Below are 17,345 nucleotides of genomic sequence, written 5' to 3' on the forward strand. Positions count from 1 at the left end.
ACAAAGGACGCTGCCCTTCAGAGGGCAGCGTCCTGTTTAGTCTGTATGTTTAAAACGATGAGGGCAGATGGTTGAAGTACAATTCAGAAGGAATGCTTAGATTGAAACCCTCTATTCCGGCTGTGCATAGAATTGGCCTTGCCCGATCAGATGAGATGCTGGCAAAAAGCGAAGGGTGTCGCTATCCCGCAGCGGAACCGACACATAAATCGCAGCCGGATTCTGCTGATTCCCAGAAGACCAGCGATGCCAGCCAGTTAAGCTGAAAGGGGATCCGAAGGCGGCATTGCTTTTTTTGGATTTGAATATCAGAGCAGAGTGCTCCTGTAGTAGATTCCGGAGATCGGCACTACTGCCAGCGTTTAGATGGGCTGACGTCAGCCAGAGCAGATTATCGTAAGGATCCTCGGAGGCTGCGGCTGATAGATTGGGTGTCTCGGCAAGCCAAGCATTCGAAGATGTCGAAGTGACGATCCCTTTTGTCGCTGCTGACAGAGGTGTTGGTAATGCCTTGATTCTGCTCGACTGAGGTTCATCCGGTAATGCCTCACTGTTCAGCGCGCTAAAATAAACAGGCTTCTTGCCCGGAAGCTGAACCTGCCACACAGGTGATACATCATACAGTTTGCGGACGACACTTCCTTGGGGTAATACCCCGCCTGTCTTCAGAAGACCTTCTGCTGCGAGGCGCTCATTCAGCGGCGCCTGGCTGAAGGGAAGGGTGGAGCCGATCCCGTACTCGCTTAGGATGTAACTACCATCGTCTGCTGCACTAATAATCATATATCCTTGCGGAATACCCTCGCTCGAAATCGTGATCAGCCAGCCGTGTGTGCCCGGACCGAGGGGGGTGAATTCCATCTCTGCTTCGTCCCAAGCGGTAAACGGTGCATGTACCGATAAATGATCCACGGTCTCCTCGGCAAAATCAACCAAACTGCCCGGTATCTGAGCCAGAATGGGGCTGCTTGACGTTGGCGTACCATGGATACCTCCATTACTGGCTGCAGCCGTGCTGGTCAGTGGATTTACCGCACCCAACCACAGAATGGCCGTTATCATGACAGAGGCTGACAACAATTTATAACGGAGAGACCGGTAGTTGCAGGGTGAATCCGATTTGCTGAAGATTCTTACGTTCCAAAGCTTCAAATCATCAACCGCCTTTCCTTGGCTCTACGCGCCGTGGATGTGATAACAATGATCATATCGGACAAGCTCTGCAAAGGCTGTTGCAAGCTGTCGCGGCAGGGGAAGGGGGACAGGTTCTTTTTTTGCCTGCTTTTGTAGAGGGGCGTCATGAAGAGGCATCCACGGGCGAACAAAGGTGAAACAAGCCGCAGGTTATGACGGACAAGCTCACTTTTGGCTCGTACTGCCACTGCATTTCGGACCTTCTGTTCCGGTATTGCTCCTCAATGAGTACCTTTTTCTCTTCGTCCTGCTCCTTGAGCAAGTCCTCGTAATAGCCATCGATCACCAGAAACTCATCCTTCAGACGTTCTCTTGCCTTCTCAGCCCAGTCGTAATCCAGCTTGCTCAATTTGTCGATCAGATGGTTCTCCAGCGTGGATACGGCCTGCTGAAGGGTAAGCACGGCAGGGCGTACATGAACGCTTTCCGGTAATCGGGGCGTAAGGTCGCGGCCCTTCAGGATAGCCGGGAAATCTTGAGCAATCGTTCGGCTGGATAGTGAGATTCCTAGAAAGAACAGCTCCTCACGCTTCAGATCGCAGCTGAACTCTACCTTAAAGCAGACGCTAAGCCACTGCTCATAAGGGGTCGAGCGCCCTCGGGGGCGAGGCTCGGTATCGCGCTGCTGGAACAGATAAACGCATTTGCCTTCCTCGCGGGCTGCATTCCAGATTTGGGCGAGCCGGCTGCTGCCATAACCGATATTTTCCCGTTGAATCCGGCCAGGTCCAAGGACAGGGAGTACCGGCGCATTTCCGTAATAGCGGGCCAGCAGCGGATCCTGCGCTGGTGCCGCGAGCTGAGCTTTGACTTCCGCCTCTTTTGTCTTCGCGAGCCGTTCATCGTATTTATCCGGATCAAAGACGAAGTTGAACGACAACGTTTCGGCTGGAGCGCCGGTACGTTCCACAAAGCCCCAGTAGTACGGGCGGTTGGTGAGCATTTTATCGGCCTGCGGGGACAGTTTCACCGTGACATGCTCAGGTGATTTTTCAATGACGGTGCATTCGGTGGCTTCCAAATAGGCCATGAAGTGCTGCTGCACCTGCTGCGGCGTCATGGTCATATTAGGCCTCTTCCTCTCTAAGGGTTTCTTCTTCGCTGCTTTCGAGCTCGATATCCTGTTTGATATGGTGTATCGTTTCGCCCAGTGTGCTGATGCGCTGCCGGATTTCATCGTCGTTGCCGGATTCCAGCATGATTTTGTACAGGCTCTTCTCAATGGATTCCTTCTTCTCAAACCGCTCCAGAATGACATCCAGTCCGCCGATGACCATCTCGAACATGTTGATCTTCTCATGCAGCAGGTTCAGGATATGTTCTTCAATCGTTCCGGAGGTGGATAAATTGAAGATTTGCACATCGTTGGTTTGACCGAGACGGTGCACGCGTCCGATCCGCTGCTCCACCCGCATGGGATTCCACGGCAGGTCAAAGTTGACCATATGGTGGCAGAATTGCAGATTAATGCCTTCTCCGCCCGCTTCCGTAGCAATCATAACCTGTGCTTTACCGCGAAAGAGATCCATCATCCAGTCCTTCTTGCCTCGGTTCATCCCACCGCGGTAAGGAACGGAAACGAGACCGTGATCACGAAAATAATTAAGCAGATATTCCTGCGTTGCCCGGTATTCCGTGAATACAATAACCTTCTCATTCATTTGTTGAATGAGCTCAATGGTTTTCTCGGCCTTGGTGTTCGCTTTTATGGCCTTGATCAGATAAACCAGCTCCCAGATTTTATCGCGGAGGGGGGAGTCCTCCGGGAGCTTCTTGGACAAATTAACAAGCGTAACGAACACCGCATCCCGGCTGCTGCACACCTCCCGCTGCAGCGTAACGAGGGACAGCATACTGCTTAAATTTCCCCCGGCTGCCTGATACTGATCTTTGACGAAGGATGTGACCCCGTCGTATAATGACTGTTCTTCTGGCGAAAGGCTGAGCCCTACATTGCGGACGGACCGCTTCGTGAATTTCACTTCGCCTTCGCCGCGGCGGTTGCGGATCATGACCTTGGACAGCTCGTCCTTGAGCTGGTCCTGATTCTTGGGTCTCCGTTTATCGACAACGAAATTCGCGGCAAACTGTCCTTGGCCGCCAAGCTGGCCCGGTTTCAGCAGCGTGATGAGATTGAAGAGCTCACTCAAGTCATTCTGCACGGGCGTGGCCGTCAGCAGCAGGCAGTATTTTTTGCGCAGCTTTTGAATGAATTGATAATTGGACGTTTTCTTGTTCTTGAGTTTATGCGCTTCATCGATGATGAGCATATCGTATTCTTCGTTTAGCAGAATTTCCTGATGAGGATCGCGTTTGGCCGTATCCATGGAGGCGACAACGATATCGTTGCCCCAGGAGTAGGCTTTTTTCTGTGCGACCGCAGGTATGCCGAACTTGGAGTTCAGCTCACGGACCCATTGCAGCACAAGGGAAGCGGGAACCAGTATCAGAACTTTGGATACGAGTCCGCGCACGAGGTATTCTTTTAAAATAAGACCGGCTTCAATTGTCTTCCCAAGTCCCACCTCATCGGCCAGAATCGCTCTGCCCGACATCTCGAACAAAACGCGTCTTGCCGTATCCGTCTGGTGGGGAAGCGGGGATAAGGTGCCAAGATGCTTGAGGCATTGCAGCTCTTCGAAGCTTGTAACGAGGCGGGATTTCTCGCCTTCTACGGCAAGCTGGGCCAGTCGATAGTCACCCCAAGGTCCGCCTTTGTCCAGGCGTCCGGCGAGATCGTCAAACCAGGAACGGTCGATCTGCAAGGGAACGGGAATGCGCGGGTCGATGATCATGCCTGAATCGGCAGATGGCTGATGGTTCATGTCGATCTCCTCCTGTTGTGAAATATTCCGGGCCAGCGGTGTATATGTAGTATGGACGAAAAAAGAAGTCTTCATAACCTTGCTTGGATTTGGGAGAAGCGAAATCCCCTGAGGGTGCGCGGCTGCTGGAATTGGATATTTTCATCCTTTTTTTCATAGGGAAGAGTGAAAAAGAGAGCGAGAGGAAGAAAGCAGAAGCTTGCGAGCGGGAGCTTGGAACAGTCGGCTTAATTTTCACATTATCGGCATAGTTAACCTATATATAGTGTAGTATAATGAATAAATAGCACTATATATAGTGTATATAGTGGTTTCGGATGTTTGACCGGCTACATAACAGGTTATGTTGTTGGTGAGCGCATACACTTGGGAATCTTTTTGATTTTATAACTTATATAGGAGGTAGTTGCTCTTGACTACGATGCAGAATCAGCGGCTGGAAGGTTTAAGCGAGAAGATCTTTTTGGACCGGTATGCCTGGAAGGATGCGGACACCAACAACGCGAAGGTCGGCGATGTGGTGCTTGTTCTGACGAAGGATGATCCTAAATTTCCGACTAAGGAAGTTGGCGAAATCGTGAAGCGCGAAGGCCGCAAGGTCACGGTGAAGACACGGAAGGGCGAGCTTGTGGAATCGGATGTGGAGAAGCTGACGTTAACCATCGAGAAAACGCCGGAAGAAATGTGGGATCGACTCGCAGCTGCTATGTCATCGGTGGAAGCAACGCCGGAACTGCAGGAGGAGTGGCGCGGGAAATTCCGCGAGATTCTGGATGATTGGAAGCTGGTGCCGGGCGGTCGGATTGCGGCTGGTGCGGGTGCAAGCGATGAATTGACGCTGTTCAACTGTTACGTGATTCCTTCGCCGAAGGACAGTCGGGGCGGGATTATGGAAACTCTGTCCGAAATGACCGAGATTATGGCGCGCGGCGGCGGTGTCGGCATCAATTTGTCCTCCCTGCGTCCTCGGCGGGCGATTGTGAGAGGTGTGAACGGTTCCTCCAGCGGTGCGGTATCGTGGGGCGGATTGTTCAGTTATACGACAGGCCTGATCGAGCAGGGCGGAAGCCGCCGGGGCGCGCTCATGCTAATGATTAACGATTGGCACCCGGACGTGGAGGATTTCATTACGGTGAAGCAGACGATGGGACAAGTTACAAATGCAAACCTGTCAGTATGCGTCAGCAATGATTTCATGAAAGCCGTGAAGGAGGATCTGGACTGGGAGCTCGTGTTCCCGGATACCACCGATCCCGATTATGATGAGTTGTGGGACGGTGACCTGGAGAAATGGAAGAATGCCGGACATAGCGTTATTCCATATAAAACGGTAAGGGCACGCGAGGTATGGCATACGATTATCGAATCTGCATGGAAATCCGCGGAGCCGGGTGTTGTCTTCATGGAATACTACAACCAGATGTCCAACAGCTGGTATTTCAACCCGATTATCTGCACGAATCCTTGCGGTGAGCAGGGACTTCCTGGCTGGGGCGTATGCAACCTGTCGGCGATGAACCTGTCGAAGTTCTATGATGAAGCGAATCATGACGTCGCTTGGGAAGAGCTGGCTACCACGACGCGTTACTCCGTGCGCTTCCTGGATAATGTCATTGACCGGACGCCGTACCATTTTGAAGAGAATGAATTGAACCAGAAAAAAGAGCGCCGCGTGGGCCTTGGAACGATGGGTCTGGCCGAGCTGATGATCAAGCTGAATATCCGTTACGGCAGCCCGGAATCACTGGAATTCCTGGATAAGCTGTACGGCTTCATCGCACGCGAGGCGTATCTGGCTTCCGCCGATATTGCCGAAGAGAAGGGTTCGTTCCAGGCATTCGATGCCGAGCTGTACCTGCAAAGCGGCTTCATGAAAAATATGGCTGAAGTGTATCCAGAAGTGGCGGATGCGGTGCGTGAAAAGGGCGCGCGCAACGTGACCGTGATTACCCAAGCGCCGACGGGCAGCACGGGTACGATGGTTGGAACGTCGACGGGCATCGAGCCGTACTTTGCCTTCAAATACTTCCGTCAAAGCCGTCTTGGCTTCGACGAGCAGTTCGTGCCGATTGCCCAGGACTGGCTGGACAGTCATCCGGGCGAGGAGCTGCCGGATTATTACGTCACGGCGATGACACTCTCCGCCGAGGACCATATCCGCGTGCAGGCGGCGATTCAGCGCTGGGTGGACAGCTCCATCTCGAAGACGGCCAACTGTCCGGCTGACTTCACGGTTGAAGATACGAAGCGCCTGTATGAGCTGGCATTCGATCTGGGATGCAAAGGCGTAACGATCTACCGTGACGGCAGCCGCGATGTGCAGGTGCTGCAGACGGAGAAAAAAGAAGATAAAGCAGCCGAAGCAGTGACCGCCCCTTCGGCGGAAACGGCCTTGGAGCAAAGCGCGGCAGGGCAAGCGGCAGAGGATGCGGCGAGCGTGGAGCAAGCGGGTGCAAGCGTAGCAGTGACAGCATCCACAAGCAAGAGCGGGCTGGATAAACAATACAAGAAGCGCCCGCAAGTCCTGCGCGGAGCTACCTATAAGATGAATACGCCGTTTGGCATGGCGTACATTACGATCAATGATCTGGACGGCATTCCCAGCGAAATCTTCCTGAATGTCGGCAAGGCCGGCTCGGATGTATTCGCGATGGCGGAAGCCTTGGGCCGGGTCTGCTCCCTGTTCCTCCGGTACGGGGACCACGGCAATAAGGTGGAGCTGCTGATCAAGCACCTCAAGGGCATTGGCGGCACCGGCGCGATCGGCTTCGGTGCGAACCGCGTGGAATCCATTGCCGACGCCGTAGCGAAGGCGCTGGAAACGCACGTGGCGAACAACGCGGAGGCGGATCATGACCATGATCCGGCACCGGTTGCAGCCACGATGGCGCCTGTCGATGCAGGCGAGGCTGGTGCAACGGCAGCCGCAGGGTATGGCGGCCACGGCTCGCAGGCAGGCGGCGGCTCCATGTCGCTCGATCTGTGCCCATCCTGCGGCGGTGCATCCTTGATTAACATTGAGGGATGCAAGACGTGCGGTAACTGCGGGTACAGTAAGTGTTCTTGAGGGATTGCCAAGACTTAAAATCATTTTGAAGACTACGGTAGAATAGAATCTGCACCCGAATCGAATATTTAAAAGCTGGAAGCACCAGTTCCTCTGCCATGCAGATGGAATTGGTGTTTTTTGCAATAGATTAACCGTACCATTAACACCCAACATTTATTATTCGGAAAATTTAATATATATGCATAAAATCTTTATTTTGATATAATAGTTAAAATATTACTTATGATATGACCATTACATAATTTCTCTACTGACGTTCTAAATCAAGAAGGAAAGAAGGGAGGTGAATGAATGAAGAAAGTAGTATTGATCTTGTTAATAGCATGTTTCTCTTTCTCTACTAGCGCATTTGCTGCGTATACTGCAACATCGCATGATTTGACAGTTTACCAACCAGCTCAACATAAATTAAGTGTTGGCCTATGGAGCTCTACGAATGAAACCGTTGAGCTAACGCTATATTCCAAAGGACCAGCCGGTCAACTTAGTACAGTCTTCACGACAACCGTGAATATCGGGCCAACCTCACCAAGTCCTGTCGAGTATTCAGTAGGGTATCTTAGTCCCGGAACTTATGTACTCAAAGGACAGTTCCAAGGGTCTTATGGTAGTCTGGGACCTGTTAGTTTAAACCAAGTCTATTAATAATAAATTCATAGAGATCCAAACGGCCAAGCCCCATCGATTGGCCGTTTTATTTTTTAAATTGAAAAAGGATCGGTTCCTAAACGGAGTTTGAGCGAGCCCAACAAAAGGTCACGCTTCGGGTGGCATTCGTCTCCCCCGGCCCACCAGAGTTTTTTTAAGGAAGTGGAATCAGCCGGACATACCTGCGTGGCTAAGTCCTGTCTGACCTGGTCGCAACGCGACCTTAAGACTCTCGGCGCCGTGAATCGGGAAAATGAAAACTATGGTTATTGCAGTAAGCGGTTACTTGGGAGCAGGCAAAAGCACCGTAGTGTCAGCTTTGAGTAGAAGGATACACGGTTAAGGAATGATTCAGAAGTTCTAGTGAACATGCTGGATCATTTTTTATATGATTACTTATATCAAGGAGTAAAAGACATGTATATGAAAGTCGGAAAGAAAGTGAAAGCAAACGCTGATCTGATCATTAATGCAAATAAAAATATGGAGGACATCATTTTTGAGGTATCGGAACTGATGGGAAAGAAGATAGGGCTTTGATGGTATAATCAGGAAAAAGGTAGTTCAGGTAACCAAATTTGTATAAGAGGGGGTCATCAGCATGAACATCCATAGTGTTTATGAAACAAACAGCTCTTATTGGAATACCAAAGGAAATGACCACTTAAGAGCAATTGTGCTTCCTTTTTATGGAGCATTCATCACGGAAGAAAAATGCCAACTTTTTGGCGATGTCTCAGGGAAAAAGATGTTAGAAATAGGCTGTGGAAATGGACAATCTTTGCAATATCAAGGGGAGCGTCATGCATCTGAACTATGGGGGATCGACATATCAGAAAAACAAATTGAAAAGGCAAAACAACACTTGACGGCGTGCGGGCTTTCAGCAAAATGGATCTGTTCTCCGATGGAAGAAGAATGTAGCATCCCTGTGGATTATTTTGACTATGTTTATTCGATTTATGCCATAGGATGGACAACCGACCTTGAAGGTACTTTTCGACGGATCGCTTCTTATTTAAAAAAAGACGGCATATTTATTTTCAGTTGGTCTCATCCGATACACAAATGTGTTGTTGAAGAAAACAATACATTTTCGTTTAACAAAAGTTATTTCGATGAATCTTGGTATTCGGTATCTCCTGATTTTTGTCAAGGCGTGCTAACTTTATCAGATCGCAAACTATCAACCTATATAAATGCGTTGGCAAAATCAGGGTTTGTTATTGAACAAATGGTTGAAGAAACCGAGAATGAAATCACACAACTACACGATGAAAATAACGATTTTGTCAAAAGAGCCAAGATGTTTCCTGTAACCTTCGTTATTAAAGCGAGAAAACTTTAAAACTTCGCCCGTCGTGTGAATAGGGGAAAGGAGAATACAGATGAGCCCTCCGAAACATATTGTTTCTGCAGCAGCAATTGTAATAAATGATAACAATGAGATATTACTTATTAAGGGACCAAGAAGAGGTTGGGAGATGCCTGGGGGTCAAGTTGAAGAGGGAGAATCATTGAGTAAAGCCGCAATCCGAGAAACCAAAGAAGAGTCAGGAATTGATATTGAGATCATCAGATTTTGTGGGATATTTCAGAACGTTGGAAATTCAATTTGCAATACCCTATTTCTCGCAAAACCAATAGGCGGAGAATTGACACCATCATCTGAAAGCTTGGAAACGGGATTTTTTCCGATTGATGAAGCGTTAGCGATGATTACATGGAAAGATTTCAAGAAGAGAATTGAGTATTGTCTAAGAGCAGAGGTACAGCCTTTTTGCATCGAGTTTAACGACAAGATGAATATTTGAAAGGATCACAGGAAGTGTCACTAAATATAGAGTCCCGACTGACTTGTTACAAGTTCAGCAGCCCCTTGCGCAGTCTAAATCAGGGGGCTTTTCTAAACCTATGGAAATCAACGAACAGCTGTGTAACATAAAGGAGTTAGTTATGAAAATTAAAATCAGTGCCTTAAGCACATATATGATCACTCTAAATTTTATAATATTTCTTAATCTTTTGAATATGACTTACAACTTTGTTCGTAATATTACGAGCGATTTTAAACTTATGCAATACGAGGGTTTTGTTATTAATGATGTTGAATTTAATAATTTATCTTTTAGGATACATACAGATTCCGAGGTGTTCAGTCATTTTTGTCACCCAATGCTATTAATCCTTTTTGGAATAACATTAAATATTGCTTATTACATAATCAAAGTAATAGTCGAAGGCAAAAAAGCAAATTCTGATAAACCATTCAGCGTAATCAAATAGTGTATCGAAATCCAAATCACCTGAAGCGGAAAGGATGAAAGGCAATGAAATTTGAGATTTTAACGATACCCTCGTTCTGGAAAACGGACATGAAACAAAAGTATTATCAGCTATATGAGGAAAACAATAAACTCGTTGTTCTGTTTCCCGGAAAAAACTATCCTTGTGATAAGCCATGTCTGCATTTTGCTGGAACTTCCTCAATCCAAAGTGGTTTCGATTTATTGGTACTTGAATATGGATATCAAGCAGCGAGAACGGATTTGGATATGAATGAGCTGCAAAGAGTCATAGAAGATAGCTATGAATCGGTTCAACAAATCATTAGCAAGTATAATCAAGTTGTTTTTATCAGTAAGAGCATTGGAACAATAGTTGCTGGGGAAGTGCATGAACAACTTGAAATCCCAGTAAAACATCTGTTCTTGACACCAATTAAAGACACCATTCACTATGTTAACAAGTTTAATGGCCTTGTGGTTTATGGAACAAAGGATGAAGTGTTCAATCATGAGCTTGCCAACCAAATTAACATAGACAAAGTCAGAGAGGTAATTGAAATTCCGAATGCAAGTCATTCTTTAGAGGCCCCTAGTGTTGAGGAAAGTATTGAGATTCTAAGTAAACTTGTAAAGATATATGTGAATTTTCCAAATAAGTAATCCCATTAGTAAGACAATATCAATAAGGAGCTGATATAAATTGCCAGAACGTCTTAAATATCATTTCGAGCCGAAAACCGGTTGGATCAACGACCCCAATGGTCTAGTCTTCTTTAAAGGGCGATACCACGCTTTCTTTCAGCATTATCCATTTGCTCCCCGTTGGGGTCAGATGCACTGGGGGCACGCTGTTAGCGATGACCTTGTTCATTGGGAAGAATTATCGATAGCTCTTTACCCTGACCAGGAATACGAAGACAGTGAGCAGGGTGGGTGCTTTTCCGGCTGTGCTGTCGTCAAGGACGACATCCTTTATCTCATCTATACCTCGGTATCAGATGTGCACGGTCAGACACAATCGGTTGCAATTAGCCATGACGGAATACACTTTGAGAAGTACAGTGGTAATCCTGTTATCAGGGAGTTTCCTCCAGAAGCGAGTGCTGATTTCCGTGATCCCAAGGTCACCTTCATGGACGGAGTTTACTATATGGTAATCGCGTCAGGCAAGGAGGGCATTGGTAAAATACTTCTTTATCAATCACAAAATCTGCTGGATTGGGACTATGTAGGAGTCTTGTTTGAAGGCTCTGAATATGGAGGCGTCTTGGAATGCCCTGACTTCTTCCCTTTTGAAGGAAAGAATCTGCTGATGTTCTCACAAATAAACCGTGACACCCGTGCGACGATGTTTGCTTATGGTAATTTTGACGGAAAGCAGTTGACTGATTTTTCATTGCATACGCCTCATATTGGGCCGCACTATTATGCACCACAGACTTTTCTGGATCCTAAAGGCCGCAGGATCATTATCGGCTGGTTATTCAACAAGGATGAGAAACTAAACGGGGGAGCCGATTATGCTGGGGCATTGACGATTCCATGCGAGCTAAGCATGAAGGACGGTAAATTGCTCGCCTACCCTGTAGCCGAAGCACAAGAGTTGCTAAACAATTCTGATGAACTGGTTGTTGTCGAGAACGATAAAGTTTGGATCAAAGCAAACAATATTACCTTCCCTGTAGAATACGGCGGTGCAATAAACTCTATCAAGGTGCTGCGTGACACAAAAACCATTGAGGTGTTTGTTAACAAAGGAGAGGCCGTGTTTACCTACTGGTATGCAAAATAAATAAGCCGAGGAAAATGTGTGATAAGCACTTTATCTAACAATCTATTTAAACTGAGGGCTTACCTTTTATGTTAGCTTGAACAAAATCCCCAAGTATTGACATGGAAATTCATCGTATGTTAGCATTGCTGTATCTGATATGAACGGAGGGGTTACGTGTGGCAAACTAATTCTCGATATTCTTCGCACAATGAATTGGATAGTGGTTTAAGGCTATTTTGTGTGCAAAGTAATCGAAGAATGGTTTGCCTTCACGGTAACCTAATTTAGTTATATGCGATTAGAGACGGGGGATTTTACTCTCCTATCGCGTTGACTGGACTTGAAGAAAATGTAATGAACCCTTTAAGGATCTATCTGGTGACTGGACTGCGAGTCTATCATAGGGTGATTATCTTATTTGTTCATTTTCAAATTCTTTTTCGATTACAGTATGCACAGGCCGATATAGCCTGTGTTTTTCTATTTTGTATAAACATTGGAGGTAGGAATTCACATGAACGAACGATTCATAAATGCAGATGGAATTAATATATGTACAGACAGTTTTGGAGACCCCGTTAACCCGGCCATTTTGCTGATTATGGGTGCCCAATCCTCCATGATTTGGTGGGAAGAAGAATTCTGCCAGCGTCTATCTGATACAGGGCGTTTTATCATTCGTTATGATAATCGCGATGTTGGACGCACAACAACTTACGAACCTGGTCAACCCGATTATACTTTCGAAGACATGGCAGATGATGCTATTCGTGTGTTGGATGCTTATAAAATGGAGAAAGCGCATATCTTAGGCATGTCGATGGGCGGCATGTTGACTCAAATGATAGCTCTGCGTCATCCGGAGAGAGTTCTAACGATTACCCTCCTATCCACGTCCAATTTTGCTCCACATCTTCCCCCGATGGAGAAAAAGATAATGGACTTTTTCTCGAAAATGGGGGTTATCGATTGGTCCAACGAACATTCGGTAACGGAATTTGCTGTGGAGAGATCGAGAATTCTAGCAGGTTCAAAGCATCTTTTCGATGAGAATAAAGTTGGCATTTTGGCTAAACGAGAATTTGCAAGAAGTAATAATATCGCGAGCATGAGTAATCATGGCTTAATAGCAGGTGGCGAATCGTACTTGGCTAGGACGAGTGCAATAAATGTACCCACTCTGGTTATACACGGTACGGAAGATCCCATAATTCCTTATGAACATGGTGAAAATCTTGCTAACGAGATTCCTGGTGCGGTTTTACTAACATTGGAGGGGACTGGACATGAGCTTCATTATGATGACTGGGGTTTAGTCATCGATTCGATCTCAAAGCACACTTCAATTTCTGAATAGTTCAACTGACGGGTACGATAGCAACCATTGAGCGGAAGGGAGCCTATATTATGAAAGAATTACTTGAAGAGCCAAAAGGGACAACATACAAAGACTTGTTAGAGGTAGCGTTTAGCACATGTGACGAGTTTCTGTTAGTTAAAAGGGACCAACTTGATTTAAACAAAAACGCTAAACAATGGATTGAAGAGATAAAGCCGCACATAAAAGAAATAAGAAGGCAGGATGCATGGCCAGGGACAACTTTACTTGGACACTATGCGGATGTTTATTATTTTAATTGCAATCAAGAATTGAAAGAAGTGCTGATAAGGAAAACTGAACACTTATATCAATGGCTTCAGCCAGAATTGCTTGAAGACATATGCTTTTTTAAGAACGGGAAAGAATGGTTGGCTACTGTAGCACATGAACAAATAGGTGTTATTATGACTGAAGATGAAAATGAAATTGAGAAAATTAGAGGAATAAAAGGAATTAAAATGTCATGAAAAATTAAAATGATTCAGTATTTTATAACAAGTCTTATACGCATATAAAACAAAGGTGATATATAACAATAGTCAACAAGAGGAAGTAAGAAACCCACCCAAAGGTCGAGGCCAGAGGTGGGTTTTTTCACAGAAGAAAGTACTTATGTAAATTGTGAAGCATAGTTTTTTTCTAAACGCGAATGTCAATACCCATATTACGTTGTTCTTGCAGGTTATTATTCTTGTTCTTGTCAGTATCCTGATTCTGCCCTAGCCTATCGGCAGTGTGTACAGGTTGATTAGATACCGGTAGATCCTCCTGGTTATCAACCTCTCCGGTGACGATTTTCTTATCATCGTTCTGAATATCCTCTCTAGTGTCTTCGATCTTTTCACTGATTTTACGATCCAATTCAGTAATTTTCCTCTCGATGTTTAATGCGTCTTCGGTTTTGGATTTATTAACTGTCAATTCCAAGTTCATTCTCATTTCCGATTTGCCTGGGTCGCCGGGTTCATTCTCACCTCCAAGAAGCTCTCTTCCCTTTCTTACTTCCTGCCTAAGGGTGTCAGATTCCACTTTCAGTGATCTACGCACACTTGCCATTTTGGTCAATTGGTCATGTAAATTGCTGGCTTGTAAAAACTTTTCCATCGGTATGCCGGATAGATCTTGTTTACCTGTATCCGTTTCGGTTTTTTTAATTGAATCTTCCTTTTGAGAAGAAGCACTGTTTTTATTTTTAGTATCCTCAGTCTTCTCCATTCTTTTCTGCATAATTTGAGATTCAAGTAATTGCATGTCCACGGTTAACAGTTTAATTCTTTCATCTTTTTGTTTAGAGTCCAGTTTTTCGTCGGATCTAACACTAGCGATTTTTTCATTAATCATTCCTTTTTGATTGATTAGCTGCTCAATCTCCCGGTCAATGGGTGACATGATATTTGCTCTGGATTTTACAGGCGGTGTAGATTGTGATCTGCTTGAAATACTTGAGATTTGAGCCATGTAAACACTTCCTCTATAATGTAATGGTAAATATTTCTTTACAACTATTATCGGCTGTTCATCATATAAATATTATGAAAAATATGGATAACCGTACACGTTTTCATTCTTGCTTTTATTCTGGCGGATGGGTTTGGTACTTTAATGGGATTTCGGTAATCTAAGAGGGGAGCAATTGAAGATGACAATTTTTCTAAAGAAGTTTTCATTTTTTCAGAAAATGATGATAAAAACATGAAGACTAAAATTTTAATAGCAATTGTAATAGCTCTAGGAATATTCTTAATTTGGTACCTCACACCTAGACAATATACAGCTACTTTAGATGGCGTTTATTATCAATTAGACAAAGAAGAGGTGATCGAGAATGTGAAATTGCATTTCGAGGGGAAGCTGCAAAACGTATGAATGGTAAAAAAAACTTTAACGGTGTAATTAACTTTGAGGGAATGAAAATTCCTCATCTCCCGCAATATCGAACTGAACTGATATTACAGTATCAGGGTGATAATTTTAGCACCATATTTTCCGGATTTCGTGTCATAGATGAGAAAGGTAGAGTAGTGCCTGATATTTATACTTATGGCGGGATATATATAAATGATGACTTCACTCAATTTACGATAACTGTTTTTATAGATGGAGATTCTCAAACCTGGTCTTCATCTGACGGACTTATGATAACGGCACCTGCAAAAGACAGAGTAGAAGCATCGAATTTATCTAGAAAATTAATGAGCAGGTTGGGAATTACTTTAAACAATTGAGCTGACGAAGAACGCTAACTCATTTCAAAGATGGTATAAACATCAGATAACAATGTGTAAATACTATGTTGCAAGGCTATAGAAATGAAATGTTTTTTCGAAAATACATTAGACTTGTAGCAGCGCTTTCGCTCCCTTCCTTAGGAAGGGAGGTTCTCAGACATAAAAACGTAAACTGCAATGGGTCATTAAGGGTGAATTGAAATGATACGACTATACATAAGATTAATACGTCCTCCATTTTTTAGTGTTATAGGGATAATAATATTTATACTAGCCGTAATAATGAAATTATGTTTTATTTATGCGACCGATATAGGTGTGAAAATATTAACCTCCACATTATTTGCGGTTTTATTATGGTGCAGTACTTTTTGGGGGATTTTTGGATTCTATGAATTTTTTATTTTGATGAAGGCATGTATACATTTGAGATTGAGATATACCAATGGGGAAATCGATGGAACAATTTATCATGACAAATTAAGGGCCTCAACATCAAATTACATAATCAATACGATTTATATGATAATTGTAGTTCTTTCATCTGTTTACGTTGTATTTAATTGGGAAGAGATCAATATCTAAAGAAAGCACAAATGGAATTAAAATTACATTTATGCTGGATTAGATAAGTATCAGGAGGCTTGGCGCTTGGGGACCGTTTTATAGTAAGCTTATACTTAGTGATTTTTAAACTTGGGAACTGTGAGGAAATGAAGATGACGAAGAAGCTGTATTACGAGTCCGCTTATGTTAGGGAGTGGGAAACAAGAATCACGCAGAAGTTGGAACGGGAGGACGGCATCTATCTGGTATTGGAGGAGACCGCCTTTTATCCCCATGGCGGGGGGCAGCCCTGCGACCTGGGGTGGATCGATAAAATTCCGGTTCTTGATGTCGTTCTAGAAGAGGGAGCGATTCTGCATAAAGTCGAGTTTTTTCCGGAAAAGGAAGAGGTTGGCTGCCATTTGGACTGGGACCGAAGGTTCGACCATATGCAGCATCACAGCGGCCAGCATCTGCTGTCAGCCATGTGCCTGGAGGCATTCCAAGCCGAGACGCTCAGCTTCCATCTGGGTCAGGATTACGCGACTATTGATGTCGCGCGATCGGGTCTGTCTCAGGCTGAGCTGATGATGCTGGAGCTGGAGATCAATGATCAGATTTACCTGAATCGAAAGGTATCGAATTATTTTGTGAGCCGGGAGCAGGCTGCTGTTCTGCCACTGGTGAAGCAGCCGAAGGTAACCGATGATATCCGGATCGTTGAAATCGAAGGTATCGAATATAACGCTTGCGGCGGCACACATGTCTCCGCAACGGGTGAGATCGGAATGATCAAGCTGCTTAGAGCGGAGAAGCAGAAGGGGCACGTGCGTATTTATTTTAAGTGTGGATATCGAGCGTTAAAGGAATTTAATATTGGAATGGAGATTCTCGGCAGCTTGTCGGCCAGGTTCAATACCGCCAAGGAAGAGATTCCGGACCGGATAGCGAAGTGGGATCTGGAACAGAAGCAGCTCCAGGCTGAATTGAGTGCAGTGAAGGCTGAGAATGATGTTTATTTGGCTGAAAAGCTATTGGCTGATCGTCAGGGCAGGCTGATCCAGCACGTTTTTGCGGACAAGCCGCTGAAGGATATGCAGAACCTGACGGCCAAGCTCACCGAACAAGCTGACGTTATCGCACTCTTCGTGTCCAAAACAGACCATAAGGTAGTTCTCGCCCAAGGAGAGAGGGGACCTGCTTGCGGAGCTTTTTTCAAGTTGCATCTGGCCGATTATGGCGGTAAAGGCGGAGGCAGCGATAAGATGGCACAGGCCGGTTTTGCCACTGCGGAGGATGCCATGTCGTTCTATCATTTTACGTCGGAGTCATTAATGGCGCTTGAAGAGGAGTAAGCGGCTTTGGTTGAAAGCTTCATCTGAGGGCATGCT

Annotated in this window: 14 protein-coding genes; 10 read left to right on the forward strand and 4 right to left on the reverse strand. The window is 45.4% G+C overall.

What is annotated here, in order from left to right; genetic code table 11:
- Positions 1 to 111: 111 nt before the first annotated feature.
- The 3 genes from B9D94_RS08275 to B9D94_RS08285 form a co-directional block, all read right to left on the reverse strand.
- Positions 112 to 1,152 carry a hypothetical protein gene (locus B9D94_RS08275; RefSeq protein ID WP_051449256.1) on the reverse strand — a complete coding sequence of 347 codons (1,041 nt, stop codon included), beginning with the start codon at positions 1,150 to 1,152 and terminating at the stop codon, positions 112 to 114.
- Positions 1,153 to 1,297: 145 nt separating this feature from the next.
- The gene (locus B9D94_RS08280) at positions 1,298 to 2,260 is read right to left on the reverse strand and encodes a YqhG family protein (RefSeq protein ID WP_148246795.1); all 963 of its coding nucleotides are present in this window, start codon (positions 2,258 to 2,260) and stop codon (positions 1,298 to 1,300) included.
- A gap of 1 nt (position 2,261) precedes the next feature.
- The gene (locus tag B9D94_RS08285; RefSeq protein WP_006211643.1) at positions 2,262 to 4,019 is read right to left on the reverse strand and encodes a DEAD/DEAH box helicase; all 1,758 of its coding nucleotides are present in this window, start codon (positions 4,017 to 4,019) and stop codon (positions 2,262 to 2,264) included.
- A 421-nt stretch (positions 4,020 to 4,440) separates the two neighbouring features.
- On the opposite strand from B9D94_RS08285, the gene B9D94_RS08290 reads away from it, so the two are divergent.
- The 8 genes from B9D94_RS08290 to B9D94_RS08325 all read left to right on the forward strand — a co-directional run bounded on the left by B9D94_RS08290 (position 4,441) and on the right by B9D94_RS08325 (position 13,647).
- Complete coding sequence (locus tag B9D94_RS08290; RefSeq protein WP_253806177.1) at positions 4,441 to 7,086, forward strand: adenosylcobalamin-dependent ribonucleoside-diphosphate reductase; 2,646 nt, start codon at positions 4,441 to 4,443, stop codon at positions 7,084 to 7,086.
- A 1,068-nt stretch (positions 7,087 to 8,154) separates the two neighbouring features.
- Positions 8,155 to 8,277 carry a hypothetical protein gene (locus B9D94_RS31750; protein WP_268741808.1) on the forward strand — a complete coding sequence of 41 codons (123 nt, stop codon included), beginning with the start codon at positions 8,155 to 8,157 and terminating at the stop codon, positions 8,275 to 8,277.
- Between the two features lie 61 nt (positions 8,278 to 8,338).
- Positions 8,339 to 9,085, forward strand: a complete 747-nt coding sequence (locus B9D94_RS08300) for a class I SAM-dependent methyltransferase (protein WP_006211639.1) — start codon at positions 8,339 to 8,341, stop codon at positions 9,083 to 9,085.
- Positions 9,086 to 9,125: 40 nt separating this feature from the next.
- A complete protein-coding gene (locus B9D94_RS08305; protein WP_148246797.1) occupies positions 9,126 to 9,551 on the forward strand; it encodes an NUDIX hydrolase in 426 nt (141 codons plus the stop codon).
- A gap of 516 nt (positions 9,552 to 10,067) precedes the next feature.
- Positions 10,068 to 10,685 (forward strand): alpha/beta hydrolase, encoded by a 618-nt coding sequence (locus tag B9D94_RS08310; RefSeq protein ID WP_148246798.1) that lies wholly within the window; start codon positions 10,068 to 10,070, stop codon positions 10,683 to 10,685.
- A gap of 40 nt (positions 10,686 to 10,725) precedes the next feature.
- Complete coding sequence (locus tag B9D94_RS08315; protein ID WP_148246799.1) at positions 10,726 to 11,817, forward strand: glycoside hydrolase family 32 protein; 1,092 nt, start codon at positions 10,726 to 10,728, stop codon at positions 11,815 to 11,817.
- 496 nt (positions 11,818 to 12,313) lie between these two features.
- The gene (locus tag B9D94_RS08320; protein WP_148246800.1) at positions 12,314 to 13,156 is read left to right on the forward strand and encodes an alpha/beta fold macrolide esterase; all 843 of its coding nucleotides are present in this window, start codon (positions 12,314 to 12,316) and stop codon (positions 13,154 to 13,156) included.
- Positions 13,157 to 13,206: 50 nt separating this feature from the next.
- Positions 13,207 to 13,647, forward strand: coding sequence for a hypothetical protein (locus tag B9D94_RS08325; protein WP_148246801.1), 441 nt, complete (start codon positions 13,207 to 13,209; stop codon positions 13,645 to 13,647).
- Positions 13,648 to 13,819: 172 nt separating this feature from the next.
- On the opposite strand, the gene B9D94_RS08330 is transcribed toward B9D94_RS08325, so the two are convergent.
- A complete protein-coding gene (locus B9D94_RS08330) occupies positions 13,820 to 14,638 on the reverse strand; it encodes a hypothetical protein (protein ID WP_006211632.1) in 819 nt (272 codons plus the stop codon).
- Between the two features lie 404 nt (positions 14,639 to 15,042).
- Between B9D94_RS08330 and B9D94_RS08335 the strand changes: the two genes are divergently transcribed.
- Both B9D94_RS08335 and B9D94_RS08340 read left to right on the forward strand, forming a co-directional pair.
- The gene (locus B9D94_RS08335) at positions 15,043 to 15,405 is read left to right on the forward strand and encodes a hypothetical protein (protein WP_063480184.1); all 363 of its coding nucleotides are present in this window, start codon (positions 15,043 to 15,045) and stop codon (positions 15,403 to 15,405) included.
- 722 nt (positions 15,406 to 16,127) lie between these two features.
- Positions 16,128 to 17,309: an alanyl-tRNA editing protein gene (locus tag B9D94_RS08340; RefSeq protein WP_006211628.1), complete on the forward strand. Its 1,182-nt coding sequence runs from the start codon at positions 16,128 to 16,130 to the stop codon at positions 17,307 to 17,309.
- The last annotated feature ends 36 nt before the right edge of the window (positions 17,310 to 17,345 follow it).

The organism is Paenibacillus sp. Cedars (assembly GCF_003184205.1).
In the GTDB taxonomy this organism is placed as follows: Bacteria; Bacillota; Bacilli; order Paenibacillales; family Paenibacillaceae; genus Paenibacillus_AQ; species Paenibacillus_AQ glucanolyticus.

Bases quoted from the DNA above. Each gene is read 5' to 3' on its own strand.
- B9D94_RS08310 (WP_148246798.1), top strand. From the start codon at position 10,068: ATGAAATTTGAGATTTTAACGATACCCTCGTTCTGGAAAACGGACATG.
- B9D94_RS31750 (WP_268741808.1), top strand. From the start codon at position 8,155: ATGTATATGAAAGTCGGAAAGAAAGTGAAAGCAAACGCTGATCTGATC.
- B9D94_RS08325 (WP_148246801.1), top strand. From the start codon at position 13,207: ATGAAAGAATTACTTGAAGAGCCAAAAGGGACAACATACAAAGACTTG.
- B9D94_RS08290 (WP_253806177.1), top strand. From the start codon at position 4,441: ATGCAGAATCAGCGGCTGGAAGGTTTAAGCGAGAAGATCTTTTTGGAC.
- B9D94_RS08320 (WP_148246800.1), top strand. From the start codon at position 12,314: ATGAACGAACGATTCATAAATGCAGATGGAATTAATATATGTACAGAC.
- B9D94_RS08305 (WP_148246797.1), top strand. From the start codon at position 9,126: ATGAGCCCTCCGAAACATATTGTTTCTGCAGCAGCAATTGTAATAAAT.
- B9D94_RS08335 (WP_063480184.1), top strand. From the start codon at position 15,043: ATGAATGGTAAAAAAAACTTTAACGGTGTAATTAACTTTGAGGGAATG.
- B9D94_RS08280 (WP_148246795.1), bottom strand. From the start codon at position 2,260: ATGACCATGACGCCGCAGCAGGTGCAGCAGCACTTCATGGCCTATTTG.
- B9D94_RS08285 (WP_006211643.1), bottom strand. From the start codon at position 4,019: ATGAACCATCAGCCATCTGCCGATTCAGGCATGATCATCGACCCGCGC.
- B9D94_RS08330 (WP_006211632.1), bottom strand. From the start codon at position 14,638: ATGGCTCAAATCTCAAGTATTTCAAGCAGATCACAATCTACACCGCCT.
- B9D94_RS08340 (WP_006211628.1), top strand. From the start codon at position 16,128: ATGACGAAGAAGCTGTATTACGAGTCCGCTTATGTTAGGGAGTGGGAA.
- B9D94_RS08300 (WP_006211639.1), top strand. From the start codon at position 8,339: ATGAACATCCATAGTGTTTATGAAACAAACAGCTCTTATTGGAATACC.